The following is a 23959-nucleotide window of genomic DNA, read 5'->3' on the forward strand; positions in this document are numbered from 1 at the left end:
TATAGCATCAGCTTTCTGTCTTATATTTAGGTCAAAAAGTACCCTAAAGATTTTACACTATTCCCTTCATGAGTAGTATCATGCAATGGACTCAACTTTAAAATAAAAACACAAATAAGCAATAAAATAGTATTTTATTTTGCATAAAAGACCTCTTTCTATTCAAAGATATGTGATAAACAAAAGCCTGAGAAAAGAAGAAATCTCCATTACTTAGACACAACATGTTTATCCAATTGACGATGCTTAAAACGAATCGAAGAATATAATGCCATTCCAATAATACAGACTCCCAAAAGTCCTGTTAAAACTTCAGGAACCGATATAATCGTTTGCAGATACATAATCACTGCAAGAACTAAAATTGCATAAAAAGCACCATGCTCTAAATAACGATAATGCAATAATGTTCCTGATTCAACCAGCATAATTGTCATAGAACGAACATAAAATGCACCGATACCAAGACCTATCGCAATAATAAAAAGGTTATGTGAAAAGGCAAAAGCACCAACCACGCCATCGAAAGAAAAACTAGCATCAAGAACTTCTAAATAAAGAAACGCCCCTACTCCCCCGTGAGTTACTGTTGTTAAAGTCTTTTGAGGGGTATCCAAGAGATGACCGACAACTTCAACACCGATAAAGGTCAAAAGTCCATAAAGGGCTGCCAATAAAAAAGTCATTTTATCTTCTGTGTCAATCTGCCCTGAAACAAACAAGATCAAAATCAAAACAATTGCAATATCAATCCCAACAAGCGCCCCAAACTTTTGAGCAGGTCTCTCTATAACATTAAGCCAATGTACCTCTTTTTCAGAATCAAAAAAATATTTTAAGCCAACCATCATAAGGAAAGTGCCTCCAAAAGCAGCAATCCCCATATGCGCATCGATTAAAACTTCAGCATATCGATGTGGTTCCCATATCGCTAATTTTACTGCCGCAATTGGATTAATCCCAACAGCAACGACAACCACCAATAATGGAAAAACAATTCGCATCCCAAATACAGCTATCAAAATGCCCCATATAAGAAAACGACGACGCCACAACGGATCCATTCTACTAAGAACACGCGCATTGATAATAGAATTATCAAACGATAAAGAAATTTCCAAAACTCCTAAAACAAAGCAAATAAAAAAATATTTAAGAAAACCAGTAATACTTTCCGTTTCAAACCAACCAATAACCCCTCCTAAAAAGACACCAATAATCGTGAAAAAAAAAGCAAACCCAAAATAGCGTAATAGGGCCATGATCATTCCTCAAAGTTTATTTTCTAATTCATCTAAAGCACACCCAGTACAAATCCAAAGTTTGCATCTCTTTAAAGTTGCATCTATTAATGCAGAGGTGTATAGAATATATATGGTAAAGTTACATGAAAATTCTCTCAAAAAAAGCAAGAGACAAATGTAGAAAACAGAGAATTTTGTTTTGAAATGAATATCAATTGTCAATACAGTAAGCGAAATATTTCTTTCTATCCACGAAAAATAAAAAAATAAAAAGAAATTAAAGCTATAAATATTGACATTATATCATAGAATATTAATACATAGTGTGCTTTTATTATTTAATGATTTATACCATGATGATTTACTGAGGGAGATAATTCGTGGCACGTCCTGAAACTGAATCAAAAACCATATTTGGAAAACGTTTGCGTTATGTACGTCTTGCTTTAGGCGATCCATCACGTGAAACCTTAGCTAAAAATTTTAGCATGACAAAAAATTCTATTGCTTTTTATGAGCGTGGGGAGAGAGAACCCAATCTTAGTGTTTTACAAACATACCGCACGTTATATGGTGTCAATATTAATTGGCTCTTAACTGGACAAGGAAAAATGTTTGACACCGAATATACAAAAGGTGATTTTGACTGGAATTATTTTATTAAAAAAATCGAAGGACTGGAAGAAACACTTGCCAATGGTGAGCGTAACGAAAAACTAAATAAAGAGAAAATCGACAGCTCTTATGAAAAATTGCAGCAATATTTGTCAAGACAAGGTTTATCTAATGGCCTTAACCCTAAAACTACAACCTCTCTGATCGACATGAAAGCTAAAATGGCCAATTCTTATACTCTTAGCTTATTCATTGATTTACTCATTCGAAGCGTATCCCAAAAAGAGGTTATCGCTAATCAATAAACATCTATTTTAAAAGAAAAAACAAGAAATGATTAAGCCCTACCAGTATGGAGAAAAATATTTTTCACTTTATCCATGCTGGTAAGATTTTGTATAATTTATAAAATTTGTTTCTATAACGACAATAAAAATATTTCCATTGTAAATAAAAGTATAATGTCTTTAAATTAAAAAAATAATTTTTAGTATAAAATTTTCATTCATATCTTATTGACAAGAAATTTTTTCTTGTTAAGAGAATAATAGCTCTCATAGAAATTATTTTTTAAGGTCAGAAAATTTAAGGGAAATATATTGACGACTTCCTATAGAGACATACATTAATGTTCAAAAACGGATTAGTTAAATATTTATCCTGAAAATTATCAGCTATTTTATGAGGTGGAAGCATGTATTTTGAGGTGTTTCAAGGAGTTCACAATCAATGGTACTGGCGTTTAATCTCAGGAGATGCACAAAAAATTGCTTTTTCTAGTAAAGGTTATCCAACAAAACAAGATATCCTAATCAATATTGAACAAATCAAAGAAATTACACATAAGGCTCTTATTAGAGAACTACAGTTCTAACGTTCTTTACCATTAGAACAAGCGTTTATTTTATATAATGGTATGTGAGTTACTTTTGTGACAAATAAAAAGTGATTGTTTTTCCCTCAGTGGGATGAATCTTTTGTGTTATTTCTAACACTCATAAATAACAGTCAAATTCTTGCATATTACTGTATGTTTGTTTTCAATCATACTTAACTCTCTGTAGCACTTATAAAAAAGAAACTCTTTTAAGTCTTTTATTTTTTATAAAAATAAACGCACATGAAAAGAAGATGAATCATCAACGATGAAATACAATTACTCTACCAAATATTAATATCTTTTACCTTTATATTCCTCTTCTGTATCTGATAATCATAACTGACTTACCCATTTCATCTTCATAAAAAGCAAATATCTCTTTCTTTCTATTACCATGCAATTTTTTAGACATATTAGCTGAAACTATCGTCGCATTTATATCTTATATCTAAAAGGAACGTGCAAAATTGTTTCAAGCATAATGGATTGTATAGACGCGCTTTTTAATAACCAGCATACCTATAAACTGGTTTATCATCATAAACTCTTATTTTATAATCAAAGACGCTCTGTCTTATAAACTTAAATGTTTTCATAAAATCAGAGTAAACTTGAATATTCTCTTTCAATACAATCCCTCCATCAGCATCATAATTGGCTTCATTAAAGTTTATCTCTCTCGTCATTCCAATCTTCCTAACACATTTCCAAGCCCTTTAATGCAAAATATAAATACAATCACTCTTTATCATCTTCAGATTTAAGCATTTTTTGATATTTCTTTTCATTTTTTTCATATTGTTTAATTTGTTTTTTCAGTTTTTCAATTGCTTGGTCACGTCTTTTAATCACCATACTTTGCTCTCTAATAGCTCTATCTCGTTCTTCAGTCATCTTCATAGAATCTCTTAAAAACTCATGCTTTATTCTTCTAGATTCCTCTTTTAAAATTTTCACTTGACTGCGATAATATAAAGAAAACCGAAATATAACCCCACTGCACAACAAAACAACAACCATTGCTCCCAATAAAATTTCGTTTACACTCATTTGGATCTCCCTTAATTGTCGCTCAAGTGATCATCTTGACCAATTTGTTTCATCCTCAATCAAAAAAAGAATGCAATAAACCGCATGTTCCAAGTGTGAACAATCACTCTCGGCATTCTTATTTTCTCCATTAAAGCCATTGATAAATGACGCAAAAAAATCCCTGAAAGCGGCTAAATCTACACGCTTACACCAATTATTTGCGACACATTTATTGACACAAAAAACAAAAAATAAGGAACGTCAAATAAAACTAACGACGCAACGCAATCGTACAAGCCTTGCCCAAATCGTTCCTATCTTCCTTTTTACGCCATGGGGAATGCGGCTATATATGAAAGTTCTTCATTATTACAAAAATCATCAGTGTCACAAAGCACAGCATTTCTGTAAAATTTTGCCTTCCCAAAAATCTTTACATCACCATAAATTAAAGCATCACTATAAACTCGAGCCTTTCTATAATCACGAGTATCACCATAAAATTCAATACATTGAGCATTCAAAACTTGATCAAAAAAGACCGCATTAACGTAAACATATGCATCTCCACTCATATTCGAATAACTATAAAGTTCTTATCTTTCATAAACATGCAAACTCTTACGAACGACTACACAACCATATGTTAATGCATTGTTATCAATAACAATATCATTGTAAACACAGACTTCATTATAAACCGCAGCATCATAAAAACACACTCACCCCCATAAGGGCATTAATCGAATGTACCCCCCCTCCCAAACAACCACTTTTGTGACTCAGATTACCTTCCTGTTTAATAAAATATCCAAGATCACTTTTTTGATATTTCCCAATTTTTTTAACGCATATATACGATATACCATCTGATAGTGATCTAATTTATTACAATAGAGGAGAAATCAGTATTCTTTGCCTATGAATTTACATTTTTTCTACAGCCATTATCCTATCTCTTAAGGCTCTAAAGCTTCGTTATACTCACACACCACCTCAACGCAGAATTTTTTTTTACAAATTCTGATGTTGGGGTATATCTTGATTTATAATGCTGCTACGTATACTATCACAGTGAAATCTCATAAACATACGAGTGTGTATCGCCGTTTCCGGTATACACATTTACTTCTTCACAACCGTGGAACTAAGCAACCATTTTTTATTGATTCGAATCTGAAAGTGTATGGGGACATTTTGTTATTAGTTAAAAACAACTCTATATGCTTCATTAGCGAAGAGCTACACATGGATATTTTCACGCTCCTTGTATCATATATTCTGGATTCGCAGCGCAATATTAACGCTATAGCGTAAATATGTAAAGGTCTAAAAATGACAAAGACTGAAAAAGATTGGTTCCAACGCTTAGTTGAATTGATTAAAAGTGACGGACGAACAATGATTGAAATAAGCAGAGCTGCAGGCTGTGGACAAAATTACGTCCAACAAATGATAAATGGAGGAAAGAGGCCTTCAGTAGATAAACTCATGGCTATTTTGAACACACTGGGAAATGCTAGTGCCATATATGTAATAACTGGTTTCAACATCTCCGATGAAGACTTAAAACTCATAACTTTGATTTCGTCTGGAGATAAAAAGAAGATTGAAGCCTTAAATGTTCTGTTGAATGAGCAGAACCTGTAGAATTTTCTACTCTATCCAATATCGCCTGCTTTTGAGACGTCGATAAAGACTCCCATTTCACAATAATATCAGATAAAGTTGTTTCAAATTTTTTATCATTCTTCATAGTCATACTCCATGTAGTCAAACTATATAACGCTAAAGCGTTTAAATATATCTCATACCTTAGAAAAAAATATTTGCAATAGGCAGTATGGAAGCAATTGTGTACAAACTTATTTTACAAAATCAGATGAAATTCTATTAGTCATGTACCATAGTGAAACATAACGCATCACATGATCCAGACCTTCTTATGAAAATTGGTATGATCTATCAAAAACGCAAATAATGTTACGCATATCTTGTGATTCGGACCAATAAAAACTAATGTGAAAATATCCCTGAAGACACTCCTGAACTCTATATAAGAGAACACGAACAAGCTTTTTTGAAAAAAATATATCACAATTTTATTTTACATAGCACCATCTATGTTTTTTAAACAATATTGCAAAACAAGAATATAAAAATGTTATAAGAATAAATTCTTATAAACAGAGCCACACTACCTAAAACTCTGTAACACGTTTATAGGTAACCTCCCCTCTAAACGCACCTTTTAAATACTAATATAAGTCTCTATCATAAGCAAAAATGATACTATTAAAAAATAAAACGAATCACCACGCATAATCTTTGTACGTAAATTGTATGCAGATTTACAACAAGAGAGAAATTCCTTTATGTAAATGAAGAATTATATTTTCAAAGTATAATTTTGAAGAAGAAGTCTACTTTTCCAAAAAAATCACCCTCTCTGCCAATAATTTTTCATAAGAGAAAAAACTGATAAAAAAGATAAAACTCTCTACACAATCAATACGAAAAAAATGTTAGCTTTTCCGAAATATTGCCAATCCCTTATGAGAGCAAAATCAAAAAAGACGTCTGCTCTTCAATAATAATTCGGATTACATGAAAACTCTATAATTTGAGCATTAAGCAAAAAAATACACAAAGATAGAAAACGGCATTTTAACAAATTTTCCAATATCATAGAGAACATTTCTTACAGAATAATAAAGTTCTTATTACAATAAAATCTAGATGATGCAAAGCGATAGAAACAACCGCTCAATTGACTTTTCAAAGAACAATTGATGAAATTCTTTTCAGAGAACACACCACGTTATTATGAACAATATTTCTCAAAAATCAAATAGAACGCCTCTCTTGGAAAAAAGAAAATATCAACAAATGCTATCATCGTTGACCCCATGATATTATATATGAACACCTATGGATCACATTCTCTTATATACACCCTTTCATCACGATAATGCTATTCGAACGTCTAAAAGACATTAATATTACTCAGAAAAAAGCAAATTTATACTAAATGTTTTTTGAGCCATTTGTTCTGAACAGGTACAATCTTTAAAATTGATCTTATTGAGATCTGTTTATTTGCAGAACAAGCATAAATAAACTTATCCAATGAAGCTTTTAGCCTTCTATTTTATGAAGAACATTATACAGAAAAAGTACCAAACAGTATATGAATTAAGAAAGTAAATAGCGATGCATATCAGTTAATCCAAATGCTACAATGTTGCAAATGAGAGCACTTCTTTGATGAGACTAAAAAGCATACCATCACTTTATATTAAAGTGACTGATAGAAAAAACTGCAACAAACAATGACAAAGGATTTTAGAAAAAACAGGAAAATAAATAAAAAAACGAAAAAGGTAAAATCTCAAAACTTCATATAAGCTATCCATTTTTCTATTGGCTATTTCCCTATTGGTGGGCCCGGAGGGACTCGAACCCCCAACCAAGCGGTTATGAGCCGCTGGCTCTAACCAATTGAGCTACAGGCCCCACATAGGTTGTTTCTCTCTAAACTAAAATGCCCTATGATACAAGAGCTGACAAAGATTATAACCCATCTTTTTCTCTTTTCTATTGGTTTTTTTTTCAGTGCCCTAATTTCTTTACAAGAACTCTTAAAAATGAGAGAATAGTTAACTGATAAATATGAAGGAATAGATATGATAGAAAAGAAAATTCAACCACTGAAGGGGTCTCTAGTTAAAGCAGTTATATTAGCATTTACACTCTTAGCCACATCATTGACTATACGTGCTTATGCTGGGGAAAATAAAATAAAAAATGCAACGATTACAGTGACTGCAATCGGGGAAAGTCAAGCTGCACCGGATATGGCAATTATTAATCTAGCCGTTGTTACCTATGACAAAACTGCCCAAAAGGCATTAGCTTCCAATAATCAATCCATCAATGATATTATACAAGCTTTTAAAAACAATGGCATCCAAGCAAATGATTTGCAAACATCAGGTTTATCCATTTATCAGTCGACTTCTGATAAACACCACGAAAAAAAGAATAATGAAAAACTCTATCATGTTTCAAATTCTTTAACCGTGCGCATTCGTGATCTTGCCAATGCTGGTAAAATCTTTGATCAAGCGATGACTCTAGGTGTTAATTCAGTTAACGGCATTACTTTTACCAACGCAGATACAAAGCCATTTTATCAAGAAGCACGTAAAAAAGCCATTACTGAAGCCATTGAAAAAGCGCAAACGATAGCGCAAGCAGCAAATTTAAAATTAGGAAAAATTATTGAAATCAATGAAAAGGATGATTACTACCACCCAACACCACGTCTCATGAGTAGAGCAGCAGATGCAAGCTACGCAAATACAAATTTTGCAGGTGGTGAATTAAATTATAATGTGAGCGTCACTGTCGTCTTTGCGATCGATTAAGTCACAAACTGTTGTATAAAAAATCATATTACTGGCCTTTACATAGAAGACCAGTAATGTGATGAAGATAATCTTCCTCAGATAATAATTCGTCTTCGTAAACCTCTATCTGTCCGCGTGCAGAAATATGCGCTGTATGTACTGTCTGGCAATCTCCTGATACCAATGGATGCCACCAATGAAGATCTTTTCCCTCATAAATTAATCTATAAGCACAACTTTCTGGAAGCCAACGCGCTGTTTTAACTGTTGTAATGTCTAGAGATATACAATCTGGTACAATTGATTTACGATGGGCATAATTTCGACACCTGCAAGTTTCTCCATCTAAAAGACGACAAGCAATGCTGGTTGCATAAAGGTCACCCGTATCATCGTCCTCAACTTTATGGAGACAACAACGCCCGCAGCCATCACAAAGGCTCTCCCACTCAGAAATGGAAATCTCTTCTAATTTTTTTACTTTCCAAAAGGGAAGTTCTCCACTCATAAACTCAGACACACCTTTTTTAATTAAGACGATCTATAAAAAATGAAACGTTTAATTTCTATAATTTTATCTATTTCTGTCTCTTAAAAAGATTCAACTCAATATATACTTTAAACCATTTTTTTTAATCTATCTGAATAAAAGAGAATATTCAAAAAATAGCGCATATAAATGAACATAATCTACTGAAATATCCTTTTATAAACTGACAAAGAATAAAATGCGTCACCTAAAATGATAAAAAAATTCCGCAAATAATACACATTTCTCATCAAAAAGTCCGTATGTTGCAATATAAGTTTATTCTTATCAGATCCCATTTCTTAAGAAACGAGTCTCTACACGCAAGATAATGTTTTATCTTTCATTTTTTTAATGACTAGCACACCAGTCTTTGCCCTACATCTGTTATTTTCAGACAGAGGAATACAAAATTCCAAAGCTAAGGAATCGTACACTTTCTAGATTATTCAAATTTTTCCTATATTTTTCTCAAAAAAGCATCCAAATGCAATGGCAACACACTTCCCCCTTCATTAAGAAGAAAGAGGGATTTATTAAAATGAAAATGAACACGAATTCCTTTATTTAAGAATCGAGAAAACTGCGCAATTTTCGTGAACGGCTAGGATGTTTTAATTTACGAAGTGCCTTTGCTTCAATCTGACGAATACGCTCTCTTGTAACTGAAAATTGTTGTCCTACTTCTTCCAACGTGTGATCTGTATTCATCCCTATTCCAAAACGCATCCGCAAAACACGTTCTTCCCGCGGTGTTAATGAAGCAAGAACGCGTGTTGTCGTATCTCGCAGATTAGCTTGGATAGCTGCATCAATTGGTAATAACGCATTCCTATCCTCAATAAAATCACCCAAATGGGAATCATCTTCATCACCAACGGGCGTTTCGAGTGAAATGGGTTCTTTTGCAATTTTAAGAACTTTTCGCACTTTTTCTAACGGCATAGAAAGCTTGCTAGATAATTCTTCTGGTGTTGGTTCTCGTCCAATTTCATGGAGAATCTGACGCGAAGTACGAACGATTTTATTAATTGTTTCAATCATATGAACAGGGATTCGAATCGTACGCGCCTGATCAGCAATTGAACGCGTAATCGCCTGACGAATCCACCATGTTGCATAAGTTGAAAACTTGTAGCCGCGCCGATATTCAAACTTATCCACAGCCTTCATCAAACCGATATTGCCTTCTTGAATAAGATCAAGAAACTGCAAACCACGATTAGTGTATTTTTTTGCAATTGAAATGACAAGACGCAAATTAGATTCTACCATCTCCTTTTTCGCAATTGTTGATTCGCGTTCACCTTTCTGCACCTGCATAACAATCCGACGAAATTCACCAATCGAAATAGCCGTTTCTTGCGCAAGATTTTGTATCTCACTTCGCAGTTTTTGGATTTCTTTTGCTTCACGCATCGAAAATTCTTTCCAACCAGGTGTAGGCAAAGCAGCAATATAATTCATCCAATCTGCGTCCAATTCACGCCCTTGGTATTCTTTTAAAAAATCCTCATGGCCAATACCATAGCTGTTGGCAATCCGTTTCAGCTTACCTTCATTATGAATCAATCTCTTATTGATGTCATAAAGCTGTTCAACCAAAGCCTCGATACGATTTTGGTTTAAAGAAAGAGATTTTACTGCTTGAATCAACTCACCCTTTAATTGAATATATTTCTTCTTCTGAGAAGATGTAAGGGCCCCCTCTTTACGCTCTGCCAAACTGCTTTCAACATGCTGATCTTGTAATTTTCGTAATTTCACATAGGTTTGAGCAATAAAATCCAATGTTTCCATAACTTGAGGACAAAGTTCATTTTCCATTGCAGCAAGCGATAAGTTAACATCGTCATCGTCTTCTTCATCATCGTCTTCAATGTTTCTCTCTCCTGCGCTCTCCCCCATATTACGTATACCAGAAGACATTTTTTCTTCTTCTGTCTTATTCACTTCACTTCGCTCAATAACAGGAGCCTGCTTTGCTTCTGGACCAGCATAAGTCGTTTCAAGATCAATAATTTCACGCAGAAGAATACGCTGTTCTTTTAACTCGTCACGCCATATAATAAGAGCCTGAAAAGTTAAAGGACTCTCACAAAGTCCCGCAATCATTGTCTCACGCCCTGCTTCAATACGCTTAGCAATGGCAATTTCACCTTCCCGTGAAAGAAGCTCAACAGCTCCCATTTCACGCAAATACATACGCACCGGATCATCCGTACGATCTGTTACTTCGCGTTTATTCGTTGTCGTTGCAATTGCGTGGCTAGAGGCCTCTACTAAATCACCACCCTCTACTGTAACTTCTTCTTCATAATTTTCAGACTCAACTTCATCCTCATCATCCACAACATTAACCCCCATCTCAGAGAACATCGCCAAGATATCTTCAATTTGTTCGGATGTAACCTCGTCAGAAGGAAGAACAGCATTGAGTTCATCCATTGTTACGTAACCATTTTTTTTGGCAAGTTTAATCATTTTCTTGATGGCATCATCAGAAAAATCAAGAAGAGGACCATCCAAACTTGCTTGGCTTGTTACTTCTGCACTATCTTTCTGTTTAACCTTTGTTGCCATACCATAACTCCACTCGACCACTTCACAGTTTCCATGTAACCATAGTTTCCATGTGACCAGTTTTTTTGCTCTCACTAAAATCTACCAATAGTTTCTCATATATACTTCCTTTTAAGAGATTACTATTGGAAAGAATACATTTTGTATACGCCTTAACATCCAGACAAACTTGACATCCAGACAAAAACGCGGGAAAACTCCAGAAGTTTCCCCGACACCTCTCAGCCCTTCTGAGATAATCTCTGTACCCTATCGTAAGAACCAATTTCCCGCTTTTCCTAAAATTTAATTGCCATCTTTATGAAAATGTCACTCCCATAAACTTCCTCATCTAAAATTTAACTGACTGATTCGCATTAAAAAAGCGAATCATTTTATCGTATCTTGTGTATTCCCGTCTATTTTTTCATCCAACCAACTTCCAAACCCTTCAATTAACGCTTCTGTTGCCTGCATCTGCTCCAGCTCATTTTTTACCCCACGAAGCAGATCAAAAACCTCACTCTTAGGATTTTCTACAAGTTGCTCTTTAATATCCTGTAATCTCTTATGTAGGTGGTGTTCTTGAAGATGCAAGTAGACAGCTTGTTTTAATATCGCACGTGCATCCTCTATAGAAGCTCTACCAAAAATAATATGCATACCAATATTTTGCACAAGATGTTTCATACGCTCTAACAGAGCCTTTTGCCCTCTTTTTTCTAAGAGCGCAACCATCGTCTCCTTATCATGAAGCTGTTGATTCCCAAGAATTTCCAACATAGCTTGATGAAAGCACATCAATTGAGTATTTTTTAATTCTAACTCAGAAAGATTTTCAAAATTTTCATACCACAACTCAGGATAGTAAGCTAAAGTGAGTAAAATCACTGCTTCTCGCAAAGGAATAGATTGCGAAGAATTTCGTACTATTTCAGAATTTGCTAACAGAGAAAAGGATTGATCTTTAAAGATCCTATTTGGTGAAGATTGATCATATCGCCCTTCCCCCCTTTTTTTCGAAAAAGAGGGACGAAAAAAATCAAAAAGGCGTTTTTTTACATCTTGCAAATAATAACGACGGACATCTTCATCCTTAATCGTAAAAATTTGTTGTTTTAGTTGTTTTTCTAGCGCTGCTCGTGTCTCTGGAGTTTCAAAATGCTTTCCATAGGTAGCACGCCACCATAAAAGCTCACTCAAAGGAATTTCTTTTTGCAAAAAAGAAGAAAAAAGTTGTGCTCCACCAGCACAAACAATTTCATCAGGATCTTTTCCTTGTGGCAACAAAACAAAGCGTACACAAACCCCAGCCTTTAAAAGAGGCAACACACGATCAGCAACACGAAAAGCAGCGTTTAAACCAGCAGCATCACCATCAAAACACAAAATGGGCTCCTTCCCCATCTGCCATAAAAGCTCAATTTGCGCTTCCGTTAATGCTGTCCCTAAGGGTGCTACGACTCCTTCAAAACCAGCTTTAGTCAATGCAATGACATCCATATACCCCTCAACAACAAGGAGTGAATGATTTTTTTCATCGCCAACAAAGCGACTGTTTTTGCGAGCCGCTACCGCGTTATAAAGTATATTTCCTTTATGAAACAGCACTGTTTCAGGGCTATTGAGATATTTTGCTCGTGTCTCTGTCTCTAATGCACGCCCTCCGAAAGCCACCACACGTCCGCGCAAATCTTCGATAGGAAACATAATACGATTTCTAAATCGGTCATAAGAATCCGCACTCTCCTCACGCACTGTGAGAAGTCCACATTCTTCCATTTGCTTTATTGAAATGCCCCGTGCACTCAAAGCTTCTTTCAAAGCTGTACGCCTTACCGGTGCAAAACCAATGCGGAAACGCTCTACGAGCTCTGGTGTCACACCACGTGCATCCAGATAACGACGTGCTTGCGTACCTCCTTTATAGCGTAAATTATATTGAAAAAAATCTGTAGCAATTTTCATCACATCATAAAGCTCAGCTTTTTCCAGTTGACGTTTATGACTTTGTGAATCCCAAATAGGGAGTTTCATTCCCGCAAAATCAGTCAAACGCTCTACACTTTCTGAAAAGTGCAATCCATCAAGTTCACACAAAAAGGTAAAAATATCTCCACTTACACCACAACCAAAACAATAATAGCGCCCTTTATGATCATCACAATGAAAACTTGGCGTTTTTTCACCATGAAATGGACAACAACACCAAAAGTCTCCCCGTGAAGGCTTACTTTTTCGAGGATCAAAATCCACCCGTTGACCAATCACTGTTGAAATTGGGAGTCTCGTACGCAGTTCATTAAGGAAATCGGGCGGGAAACGCATTATCTCTCACAAAGTTTGAAAATTCTTTTTTGCATATTTAACGACTTTAGAGCATAATTCCAATACTTCCTCTTAAGCAGTTGTAAAATTTTAAACTCTTAACTGCATATAATTTCAGAAATGGAGAGTAGAAAAGTGATCGAATTTATTGTTCAATATCCGTGGTTAGAGGCTATTTCTTGGCTTGTTATTCTTACTATATTTGCCCTTTTAGTCAACTTTCTAGGACGAAAATTACTTATTCACGGAGCAAAAAAACTCTCTTCTTTTCTCCCCAAAAATACAACGGTGGATATTAATAATGCTATTCAATACATAGCGGATATCATTTCAGCCTTTATTATTTCAGTTGGTGTTAATTTTATACCAACATTGCCCAATGCATTCAGTACTGTCATCGGTAATGTTGCTAACGCCTTCATTATCTTTTTTGTTGTTCTGACAATTTCTGCCTGTCTGAATGTCATTAATATCCTCTACGAACAACGACCAACAGCACGGTTAAAACCAATAAAAGGTTATATTCAAATTGCTAAAATTGCACTTTTTGCTGTTGCGACAGTTTTAATGGTCGCTACATTGATTGACCGCTCCCCTCTTATTCTCTTCTCCGGTCTTGGTGCAATGGCCGCGGTTCTCATGTTAATTTTTCAAGATACGCTTCTTTCTCTCGTTGCCGGTATTCAAATTTCATCCACTGATATGGTTCGCGTTGGTGATTGGATTGAAATCCCCAATCTCGGCGCCGATGGTGATGTTATTGAAATTGCCCTGCATACTGTTAAAGTTCAAAATTTCGACAACACCATCACCTCAGTTCCTATCCGTAAACTTGTAACCGACCCTTTTAAAAATTGGCGTGGAATGCAAGAATCGGGTGGAAGACGCATCAAACGCTCCCTTTTTATTGATCAATCAAGTATCCATTTTCTTACAGAAGAAGAACAAAAATATCTTTCCCGATTTAATTTATTAGAAAATTATTTCACACAAAAAGTAGCAGAAATTGACCAATGGAACGCTCAATTAGATAAAAATCATGATGTCTTAGCCAATACGCGCCGTTTAACCAACATTGGAACTTTTCGCGCTTATGTTTTTGCTTATCTACAACAGCATATAAACATCAACCCTAATATGACCTTTATGGCACGGCAATTACCTCCTACAGAAAATGGTTTACCCTTGGAAATTTATTGCTTTACGAACACCACCGTTTGGATAGACTATGAACAAATTCAAGGTGATATTTTTGATCACCTTTATTCCATTCTTCCCTGTTTTGGTCTAAAGGTTTTTCAAAATCCAAGCGGTTATGATTTTAATCAAGTACTAAAAGCAAAAGCGAAATAAAAACAACAAACTTCAATTTATCAATTTTGAGACAAACATATTCTCAACAACAGAGAAAGAATAAAGTATCATGAATGGTTCATTGGTACTCCTTCATCTTGCCGGCGCTATTTCTTTACTTCTCTGGGCCACACGCATGGTGCGCACTGGGATTGAACGCGCCTATGGTGACAGGCTTAAACATAAAATGCGCCACGTCATTTCAAAACCATTGTTTGCTGTAAGTTTTGGGCTTTTTACAGCAATGATTTTACAAAGCTCTACAGCAATAACGCTCCTCGTTGGTTCTTTCGTTGAATCTGGTTTTGTCTCTGGAGTAGCGGGACTTATGGCTGTACGTGGAGGAGAATTAGGATCAGCACTCGTTGTAAAAATTCTCACCTATGACCTTACTCTTGTTGTGCCCCTTTGTCTTTTAATTGGCACTTGTATCTTCATGACAACAGAAAAACGTGAGTGGCGTCAAATAGGACGTATTGTCATCGGTATTGGTCTTTTGATTTTATCTTTAGAGATGATAAGTACAGCGACAGAACCTTTACGTGAAAGCGAAATTTTGCCTAGCATCATTCGTTATCTTTCAACGGATCCTGTTTCCACTTTTTTGTTGGCTGCTGGCTTAACCTACCTCTTACATTCATCCATTGCAGGAATCATTTTGCTGATCAATTTTGCCAACTACGATCTTATCCATACGCAACTCTGTGTTGTCATGGTTCTTGGTGTCAACTTTGGCTCTTCTCTTATAGCACCACTTTTAACGCGCAACGCCTCTCCTAATACCCGCCTCGTTCCCTTAGGAAACTTACTCATGCGTGGGGCCGGTTCAATCCTTGTACTTACCTTATTTCTCTCCTTTCGCCCTCCTATCACATGGCTTGGCAATAACGCCCCTACTCAAGTGATCAACGCTCACATTATTTTTAATGTTTTCATTCTCCTTGCTGGAATACCGCTTTCAAAATGGGTTTTAAAATTAACCACTCAAATTGTTCATATAAGTGCAAAAAAAACGCAAGCCGACAAAACGCTCAATTTATCGGATCAAACAGCTCTTGATGACAGTGTTCTTGAACGCCCCTCTCTCGCTCTCTCGAATGTCATGCGTGAAGTCATTCATATTTGTGATCTTGTAGACATCATGCTAGAAAAAATCATGGGACTTTATGAAAATCCTGATCCCAATATTATTCGTGAACTCAACCAACTCAACACCATATTGGACAAAAAACATATCGCCATCAAACTTTATCTTGCACGATTAGCGGGACAAAAATTATCTGACGAAGAAGCCCTTCAAACGCAAGAACTTTTAGGCGCCTGTATAAAATTAGACCAAGCAGGCGATATCATTATTCATAATATGCTGATGCTGATTAAAAAGAAACAGCAAAAAGGTTTACAGTTCAGCAGCGAGGGCTGGAATGATCTCCTTCGTTTCCACGCTATTGTACTAGCCAACGCGCATATAGCATTTAACGTTCTCGTCTCACGCGATACACACACTGCACACCTATTGGTACAAAAAAAAGATCAACTACGAAACTTAGAAAAAGAGATGAGTTTAAAACATTTTAAACGTTTGCGTGAAGGGGATCTCAAAAATGTAGAATCATCCAGTCTTCATCTCGACACTGTCCGCGACCTCAAACAAATCAACTCTCTTTTGACCTCAATGATCTACCCCATTTTAGAAGAACAGGGACTTCTTCAAAGTTCTCGCCTACGCAACCCTGCTGAAGAACAAACAGAAAAACCTTAAACTTTTAAATAACTTGAATAAGAAATACATAACATCGATTACTCGATTTGGAATATGGTCAAGATATTGATTTAATCAAAATATTTTATTATTTGACAATTTAAATGAGCTTTCTGCATCGTAAATTTCTTTCATTTAAAATCTATTCATGATGAATTACTCAAAGTCATTTGCTTGCACATTATAAACAAAGCAGCATGTAGAATAGAATTCTTGAAGAAAGACGTAAAAATGCCTAATCATCTCAAAGCCAAGACTGTTAAACACATAAAGAGAAAGTCAAGAGTATGATGGTTCCAACCTAAACTCGCCTTGTAAAAAGGAACTGCCCCGCAGTAGCAGCAAAAACAGAAATACTCTATAAGGAATGCAAAACCCCACAAAAATGCAACGTTTATATCAAGATTGGTAGAGGCTCAACCTATACAGCCATTCTATAACGTGTCAACAAAACAGTTTTAATTTCATTTCAAACATCATTGATATCAATTGGCAAGCTCCAAACTTTTAAATGTCCATTTTACTTATCGCTTTAATCACAAATCACAATTGCTTTTTAAACTTAAGAGAGAGATTAAAAAGCTTATAAATAAACTTTATGATTTCTTAAAACATTTTCACTAATATTTTCTTCTTTTATTCATGTTTCTCAAATAATTAATTTATTTATAAATTAAAATGTGCTATATACTCATGCTTGTTAAGTATTGTTATGATATAAATGTGAATGTTATTTAAATATAAAGGAAAATAATAAGTAAAATTTCTAACAAAAATATCCTTTCCACTGGATAAAAAAGGGATAAATCTTGATTTTTATAAAGTTTACTCTAGTTACAATTTAAGTTCAGGCAAAGGAGGGTATCATGGAAGATGCAAACATCGGTTGGATTGCAGCTATTATTATCGGCGGAATTGCAGGTTGGGCTGCCCAGTATATTATGAAAAGCCAAACAGGAATATTGTTAAATATTATCTTAGGGATTATTGGCGCTGCGCTAGCAAGCTTTCTTTTTAGTCTTTTAGGTGTAAGTTTTGCTGGTTGGCTTGGCTATCTTATTTCAGGTTTTATAGGAGCCTGCATTCTTATATGGGTAGGACAAAAAATTCGATCATAGAGCGTTTATTTTTTTTACACCTTTTGGGATTTAATAAAAAACTGGGAAACAACTAGAAAAGTTTGAAATATTTCCCTGTAGCTCGTTGTCACCAGTTTTAATATGATGGTGAGATGCTTAAGCTGCGATTTTGGGCATACACCATCACCGTATTTTAAAACGAAATGCAGTAAAGATCTTTATAACGCACCATTTCATACCTATATAAAGTTACGCATATCAGGAAAGATATGTTGCGTTATTTTAACGAAATACGAACTTATTTTCGTACCGTGCGCGCAAATCTAGCTCATCTCACTGTAATAACAATCCGTAAGGTTACAAAAATCACTAACGATGATTAAAGATTCTACCGCATAGCACTTAACGCCTATACACTTCATCAACAATACCTTTTTACCGAAAAACTCGAAGAGCTCTTTTGCGTTCTTAAGAAATAAACAGAGAAGGTAAGCAAAAAATGATAAAGAGATTTTTTCTAATCTATGAAATAAAATAGATATATTATAAATACATATTAATATAAATTTATTATAAAAGACTAAACACTCTTTAATATGAAGTAATTTATTACAATTTCAATAATATAATCTATTTTTAAGTTTTCAAAAATATATGCCTTACTATAAAATTATTGACTATAAAGAATACGATCTCCTTTACATCTCAATTCAAAAGGGTTGAATATCTCTTCACTTTCTAAAGTATAAAATAAAGTTTTATTTCTCTTTAAATTTTCTCTTTATATCATCTTACATAGATGACTTTTTATATGCGTTACAAACGAATTTTAAAGCACAAAACATTTTTCCCATTGCTCATGCGATAAAGAAATTTCCCTAACGCATTGTGAAAGCGCCTTGGATAAAACATAATACCTTATTTTGCTTTTTTAATGAAAATAATCCTATAATATATAATTCCCGCATATCTTCTTTTAAAGACCTTTTCTTTCGACTTTCCCTTTGATATCTTCCTGTTAAAATCTTGCTGCTTTTATACTCCTTGTATTACAATAGAGCTATCTACTTAACCCAACATAACATATGGAATAAGACTTTAGCTGTGGAGTAAAACGATGTCTGATCTTCAAGATTCCATCTTACCGCCTCTAAAGTGGCTCTCTAATCAAAATCCTCCAATACCAGAAAACATTCGCAATTGGCTCATGGAATCTGGCTCTATGACGCTTCGATTAAAGAAATATTGTACCTGCCTCCAAATTCAACCACAACGCGAATGTTTTATTACGCGAGATAAATTAACAGACGAAGCAGAGCATCTCCCCGAAAGTGCGCGTTATTGGCTACGTGAAATCATATTGATGGGAGATAATAAACCTTGGCTCCTTGGACGCACTGTAATTCCACAAGAAACCCTCCTACACAATCAAGCCTTGATGCATTTGGGAACTGTACCTCTAGGACATTATTTATTTAACCATGACCAATTAACCCGCGATTACATTCATATTGGTCAACAAGATGTGCTATGGGCACGCCGTTCCCGTTTGCGGTTAACGGGTAAGCCATTGTTGCTAACTGAACTATTTTTAACAGATTCACCGCTGTATCCCCACCAATAAAGGTTACTCATTTTATTCTGCATAATTTATAGATTTTATATAGCTTATAAGGGATTTAATCAGAGAAAAGAATTTCAAAATCATCTCAAAACACATTACAAACAAAGAGTTATTTTCAAAATATCTTTTCATTTCATCAACTCAGCTTAAAAATGTCTTCTATAGAAAAAACGTTTAACGTTCTAATTTTCTTATCATTAAAACCAGCGCTTGAATTAAGAAGATATACATCATCTACATTTAAATTTCTTGCCGAATAATCAGCACTCTAAAAAATACGGCAACTCTTTATCAAAAAAATGCTTTGAAACAGCAAAAAAGACAACAACACACTCCCCAAAATTGGAAATCTGTATCAATTAGCTTAATCATCCTATTTTAAAATTTTTAATAGTGCAGACAATAGATCTTTTTTTTAAAAGTAGAAACTCTATAATTTTTTTGTTTTGTTAATGATCTAACAGCTTTGAAGAACAGTAAAATATAATACATAAAAGATGTTTTTATTGCTCTATGAGCTCCAAAAAAGATTCGTTTATTTCAAAAAAATATTTTTTTGATAATAGTATGTATGTAAAAGATAAATGACATTTATCAACATCCTACTGACTTACAAAGGCGAAGCACAATAAAAAATATTTTCCAATCCCCTTGAATTAATAAGATCTATTGCAATTTTTTACGAAGACTATTGCACACTTTAGAAAAATTCATTTGCCCTGCATACCGTTCCTTAAGCCATGCCATCACCTTACCGATATCGCGTAATTTTTCAGCTTTTGTTTGTACCAAAGCTTCACAAAGGACCTGTTCTACTTCCATCTCCTTAAGTTGATAGGGAAGAAACTCACGAATAACTTCTATTTCTGCTTGTCCTCTCTCTGCCAATTCCAAGCAACCAGACTCTTTATGGACTCGCATCAATTCTTCACGCTGTTGAAGCATTTTAGTGAAAACAGACTGTATCTGCTGATCATCCACTTCTAACTTCCCTTGATCATAATAAAGAATATCACGATCCCTAACTGCAGCATTCATTAAACGGAGTGTAGCAAGACGCGCACTATCTTGCGCTTTCAAAGCAGCCCTAAGAGCCCCATCAATCTGGTTACGCAACATAAATTTATCCAATTTTGTTCAAGAAGAAAGCGCCTTTTAACCAATCTTTATCCATCTTGCAATGGAGGATAAAAAAATAATTAAGGACTCGATCTTCGAAAAGCTAAAACAAGACTTTACCTCTTCATGGAATGTACTTATACTGCCTATTTCAAGCGAAACATTACCAGAATAATATACACAGCATCTGTTAAAGGTATGATTTTTGTGTAAAGTTGATCATTATACCTTTCAGAGAATAAATTGTGGATACATACTATGATACAAACGACTTCACCCAGCCACCCTTGGAGTATCAAAAAACCTACAGCCCTCTTAGTCTTAGCTGATGGAACCGTTATTGAAGGCAAAGGAGCAGGTGCTACAGGTATTGCTGAAGCTGAAGTGTGTTTTAACACCGCCATCACAGGCTATGAAGAAATCCTCACAGACCCGTCATACACACAACAAATCGTTAATTTTACTTTTCCTCATATAGGAAATGTAGGGGCAAATAGTGAAGATATTGAAGCTCTCTCTCCTCTCGATTGTCATGGTGCTGTTGGCGCTATTTTCAAGGCAGACATTACACATCCCTCAAATTATCGTGCCAATGAAAATCTTCATCAATGGCTTAAAACGCATAAAATTATTGCACTTTGTGGTATTGATACACGTGCGCTCACAATTCTTATTCGTGAAAAAGGTGCGCAAAATGCTGTCATTGCACATGATTCTAATGGAAATTTTGATATTCCTTCTTTAAAGAAACGTGCGCAAAAATGGCACGGTCTCGTCAATCTTGACCTTACGAAAGATGTGACATCTCAATCATCAATGCAATGGGATGAAAAACCATGGAGCTGGAACAAAGGATACAGTACAAATAATGTGCATAATCTTCATATCATTGCAATTGACTATGGTATTAAACGCAATATTCTTCGCCTTATGGCAACACAAAAAGCACGCATTACTGTTGTGCCTGCCCACACAACTGCAAAAGAAATTCTAGCAATGAACCCTGATGGCGTTTTTCTTTCTAATGGACCAGGGGACCCCGCAGCTACGGCTCAATATGCCGTTCCAACGATCAAAACATTAATTGATCATAATTTACCAATTTTTGGAATATGTCTTGGTCACCAACTTCTCGCTCTTACGGTTGGTGCAAAAACCGTGAAAATGCACCAAGGACATCATGGTGCCAACCACCCAGTTAAAGACCTCAACACTGGAAAAGTTGAGATTGTATCGATGAATCACGGTTTCGCCGTAGATTCTGCCTCTTTACCACAACATGTACAAGAAACACATATTTCTCTCTTTGATGGTTCAAACTGTGGTATTCGAATCATTGGAAAACCAGTTTTTTCTGTTCAATATCACCCCGAAGCTTCTCCTGGACCACAAGATAGCCACTACCTCTTTCAGCATTTCTGTGATCTCATTATGAATTATAAAAAAATATCTTAAAATAAAATATCTCACTTTCTAGCTTCTCTCCTTTAAATTATATCATCTTCCCATACACAAATATATTATTTGTATACCTACAACTTATTGAATAAGTGTTATTATTTATCATTTTGCAACTAAGATGAGAGCACTGAATAACTTGAATTTTTCTCATGACCTCTCCTCTTAGAATTGTATTCATCAAAATCATTGGCTTCCCCCTAAGCAAGATAAGTGTGTCGATAAAAACCATTTTTAAAAAGAGTAAAGTGCCTAACCTTCAAATAAGTATTGGATTCACAATACAATTCTAAGCATTCTATTTTGCATGAGAAGCGTAATTCCTATTAAAGAATAAAAAAATTATTTGCACTAAATGAGAAGAATGTATCGATATTCTATACAACACTTTGTGAAACAAATATCACAAAAAACTTTCTGCCTATAAAATGATACATTTTGTTTATCTTGTGCATTCTCTAGCAAAATAGTACGTACCAGCCCCTCTCAAAAAATTAACGTACCCGCAAGGCAAAAATAACTGTTGCAACGACAAGAAGAAAAAAGCCTCCAACAAAAGGGGCACCAGAAAAATAAAACTGTGCATTTTTATCTGTAAAACATTCAAAAAGAAACACATAAAAAACAGAACCAAATATTAAACTTAACGAAATAACAGATGTCATCGCTCCTTGCAGTTCTCCTTGTACATTTGTTGGCACCTGCGCTGAAGCAATAGCACGTATAGGTGCATGAACAAGATATTCAAGCATTGTACACGCACAAACCATATAAACCATCCACCCCTGCGTTGCGAATGTATAGCCTAGCATAGCAACGGAGGCAAACAAAAGCCCCACTATAACAATATGCCAATCACTCCATCGTTTAGAAAAATAAGGCAAAATGAGAGCGACTACAATAAATTGGCCTATCCCAAAAACACTATAGGAGAGCCCAATAGAAAAAGAACTCCAATCATAGCGTTCTTTTGCAATGAAAGCCCAAATACTTAACCATACAGATTCCGCAAACCAATAAAGAAAAAAGACCAATAACACCCAAAGAACCATCGGATATTGTTTCAGGTGCCAAAAAGCACCTAAGGGATTTGCCCGCTTAATATCAAAAAAGCGCCTATTCCACAGAGAAAGAGTTTCTGGAAGCATAAGCCAAGCAAAAATAAAATTAATGAGTGAAAAACCAGCAGCAAAATAAAACGGTATACGCGGACCAAACTGACCTAAAAAACCACCAATAAACGATCCTAAAATAAACCCCAATGCGGATGCAACGCCTAACAGACCAAAATTGCGTGTACGGGTTTTATCATCGGATATATCCGCAAGATAAGCTGTACAAGTTGCAAAACTAGCACCACTCATCCCTGACAAAAGACGCCCGATAAATAACATAGAATAACTCCATGCTATGGCACATATGAGATTATCAAGAGCAAAGCAGATAATAGAGAGCAGCAAAATAGGACGACGACCATAACGATCAGAGAGATTGCCAATAACAGGAGCAAACAAAAACTGCATCACTGAATAAGCTGCAAGTAATTTTCCTCTTTCTACAAAAGATGTACTGACATCTTTTCCAGTTAATTGAGAAAAATATTCAGGCAAAACAGGACAAATAATCGCAATGCCAAGAATATCTAACAATAAAGTGATGAACACTAAAACGAGCCCACGCTGAACAAAATTCGGATTGAGCATTTGGTCTTGCATAACATACACACTATTTTACGCATACAATTACTCCCCCGCTATCTTTTTACTCCCTTTTCCTTTTAAAAGTATTCTATACCATATACTTGTCATATATAAAATAATAGCAAAGTAAAAATTTAAGTAAGAGTCAAGATAAAAATATAAAATTACGTTTTAATTAGTATATCATTGTCAAAGCATAAAAATATTTTTTTGCATTATACGAATAAAATATTTGTGCGACCAACTCATAAACAAAATTTCA

Annotated in this window: 20 protein-coding genes and 1 tRNA gene; 9 read left to right on the top strand and 12 right to left on the bottom strand. The window is 35.0% G+C overall.

Translation table 11 applies throughout. The annotated features are described in order from the left end of the window. Positions 1-209: 209 nt before the first annotated feature. Entirely contained in the window at positions 210-1262 is a 1053-nt protein-coding gene (locus ACFIJP_RS05560; protein WP_375626153.1) for a DUF475 domain-containing protein, read from the bottom strand. 362 nt (positions 1263-1624) lie between these two features. On the opposite strand from ACFIJP_RS05560, the gene ACFIJP_RS05565 reads away from it, so the two are divergent. Further along, positions 1625-2164, top strand: a complete 540-nt coding sequence (locus ACFIJP_RS05565) for a helix-turn-helix domain-containing protein (RefSeq protein ID WP_375626155.1) — start codon at positions 1625-1627, stop codon at positions 2162-2164. Positions 2165-2553: 389 nt separating this feature from the next. After that, positions 2554-2733, top strand: a complete 180-nt coding sequence (locus ACFIJP_RS05570; RefSeq protein ID WP_375626157.1) for a YegP family protein — start codon at positions 2554-2556, stop codon at positions 2731-2733. A gap of 509 nt (positions 2734-3242) precedes the next feature. Here ACFIJP_RS05570 and ACFIJP_RS05575 read toward each other — a convergent pair. From ACFIJP_RS05575 to ACFIJP_RS05590, 4 genes are all read right to left on the bottom strand, one after another. After that, complete coding sequence (locus ACFIJP_RS05575) at positions 3243-3425, bottom strand: hypothetical protein (protein ID WP_375626159.1); 183 nt, start codon at positions 3423-3425, stop codon at positions 3243-3245. Between the two features lie 52 nt (positions 3426-3477). Further along, positions 3478-3789: a hypothetical protein gene (locus ACFIJP_RS05580; RefSeq protein WP_375626160.1), complete on the bottom strand. Its 312-nt coding sequence runs from the start codon at positions 3787-3789 to the stop codon at positions 3478-3480. Between the two features lie 308 nt (positions 3790-4097). Then, a complete protein-coding gene (locus tag ACFIJP_RS05585) occupies positions 4098-4346 on the bottom strand; it encodes a hypothetical protein (protein ID WP_375626162.1) in 249 nt (82 codons plus the stop codon). Between the two features lie 21 nt (positions 4347-4367). Next, positions 4368-4493 carry a hypothetical protein gene (locus ACFIJP_RS05590; RefSeq protein WP_375626164.1) on the bottom strand — a complete coding sequence of 42 codons (126 nt, stop codon included), beginning with the start codon at positions 4491-4493 and terminating at the stop codon, positions 4368-4370. A gap of 613 nt (positions 4494-5106) precedes the next feature. On the opposite strand from ACFIJP_RS05590, the gene ACFIJP_RS05595 reads away from it, so the two are divergent. Beyond that, a complete protein-coding gene (locus ACFIJP_RS05595) occupies positions 5107-5421 on the top strand; it encodes a helix-turn-helix domain-containing protein (RefSeq protein WP_007347852.1) in 315 nt (104 codons plus the stop codon). On the opposite strand, the gene ACFIJP_RS05600 is transcribed toward ACFIJP_RS05595, so the two are convergent. Together ACFIJP_RS05600 and ACFIJP_RS05605 are read right to left on the bottom strand one after the other, a co-directional pair. Then, on the bottom strand, positions 5345-5527 hold the full coding sequence (locus tag ACFIJP_RS05600) for a hypothetical protein (protein ID WP_273722851.1): 183 nt from the start codon (positions 5525-5527) through the stop codon (positions 5345-5347). The genes ACFIJP_RS05595 and ACFIJP_RS05600 overlap by 77 nt on opposite strands. Before the next feature lie 1683 nt (positions 5528-7210). Further along, positions 7211-7287, bottom strand: a tRNA-Ile gene (locus tag ACFIJP_RS05605). 170 nt (positions 7288-7457) lie between these two features. On the opposite strand from ACFIJP_RS05605, the gene ACFIJP_RS05610 reads away from it, so the two are divergent. Next, positions 7458-8201: an SIMPL domain-containing protein gene (locus ACFIJP_RS05610; RefSeq protein ID WP_375626166.1), complete on the top strand. Its 744-nt coding sequence runs from the start codon at positions 7458-7460 to the stop codon at positions 8199-8201. A 28-nt stretch (positions 8202-8229) separates the two neighbouring features. Here ACFIJP_RS05610 and ACFIJP_RS05615 read toward each other — a convergent pair whose 3' ends face one another. The 3 genes from ACFIJP_RS05615 to dnaG form a co-directional block, all read right to left on the bottom strand. Further along, positions 8230-8691 (bottom strand): YcgN family cysteine cluster protein, encoded by a 462-nt coding sequence (locus tag ACFIJP_RS05615; protein WP_375626167.1) that lies wholly within the window; start codon positions 8689-8691, stop codon positions 8230-8232. A 588-nt stretch (positions 8692-9279) separates the two neighbouring features. Then, positions 9280-11295, bottom strand: a complete 2016-nt coding sequence (rpoD, locus tag ACFIJP_RS05620; protein WP_375626202.1) for an RNA polymerase sigma factor RpoD — start codon at positions 11293-11295, stop codon at positions 9280-9282. Positions 11296-11664: 369 nt separating this feature from the next. Next, complete coding sequence (dnaG, locus tag ACFIJP_RS05625) at positions 11665-13602, bottom strand: DNA primase (protein ID WP_375626169.1); 1938 nt, start codon at positions 13600-13602, stop codon at positions 11665-11667. Positions 13603-13737: 135 nt separating this feature from the next. Between dnaG and ACFIJP_RS05630 the strand changes: the two genes are divergently transcribed. From ACFIJP_RS05630 to ubiC, 4 genes are all read left to right on the top strand, one after another. Further along, complete coding sequence (locus tag ACFIJP_RS05630) at positions 13738-14955, top strand: mechanosensitive ion channel family protein (RefSeq protein WP_375626171.1); 1218 nt, start codon at positions 13738-13740, stop codon at positions 14953-14955. A 70-nt stretch (positions 14956-15025) separates the two neighbouring features. Then, a complete protein-coding gene (locus ACFIJP_RS05635; protein WP_375626173.1) occupies positions 15026-16717 on the top strand; it encodes a Na/Pi cotransporter family protein in 1692 nt (563 codons plus the stop codon). An 866-nt stretch (positions 16718-17583) separates the two neighbouring features. Next, positions 17584-17835: a GlsB/YeaQ/YmgE family stress response membrane protein gene (locus ACFIJP_RS05640; protein ID WP_375626175.1), complete on the top strand. Its 252-nt coding sequence runs from the start codon at positions 17584-17586 to the stop codon at positions 17833-17835. Positions 17836-18913: 1078 nt separating this feature from the next. Further along, positions 18914-19420 (top strand): chorismate lyase, encoded by a 507-nt coding sequence (ubiC, locus tag ACFIJP_RS05645; protein ID WP_375626176.1) that lies wholly within the window; start codon positions 18914-18916, stop codon positions 19418-19420. 666 nt (positions 19421-20086) lie between these two features. Here ubiC and ACFIJP_RS05650 read toward each other — a convergent pair. Continuing rightward, a complete protein-coding gene (locus ACFIJP_RS05650) occupies positions 20087-20539 on the bottom strand; it encodes a GatB/YqeY domain-containing protein (RefSeq protein WP_375626178.1) in 453 nt (150 codons plus the stop codon). A 258-nt stretch (positions 20540-20797) separates the two neighbouring features. Here ACFIJP_RS05650 and carA point away from each other — a divergent pair, with 258 nt between their 5' ends. Next, positions 20798-21994, top strand: a complete 1197-nt coding sequence (gene carA, locus ACFIJP_RS05655; protein ID WP_375626180.1) for a glutamine-hydrolyzing carbamoyl-phosphate synthase small subunit — start codon at positions 20798-20800, stop codon at positions 21992-21994. Between the two features lie 497 nt (positions 21995-22491). Here the strand turns inward: carA and ACFIJP_RS05660 are convergent, their stop codons facing one another. Further along, positions 22492-23712, bottom strand: coding sequence for an MFS transporter (locus ACFIJP_RS05660; protein WP_375626181.1), 1221 nt, complete (start codon positions 23710-23712; stop codon positions 22492-22494). Positions 23713-23959: the final 247 nt, after the last annotated feature.

Source organism: Bartonella sp. MU37NMGALS (assembly GCF_042194015.1).
GTDB classification, from domain to species: Bacteria; Pseudomonadota; Alphaproteobacteria; order Rhizobiales; family Rhizobiaceae; genus Bartonella; species Bartonella grahamii.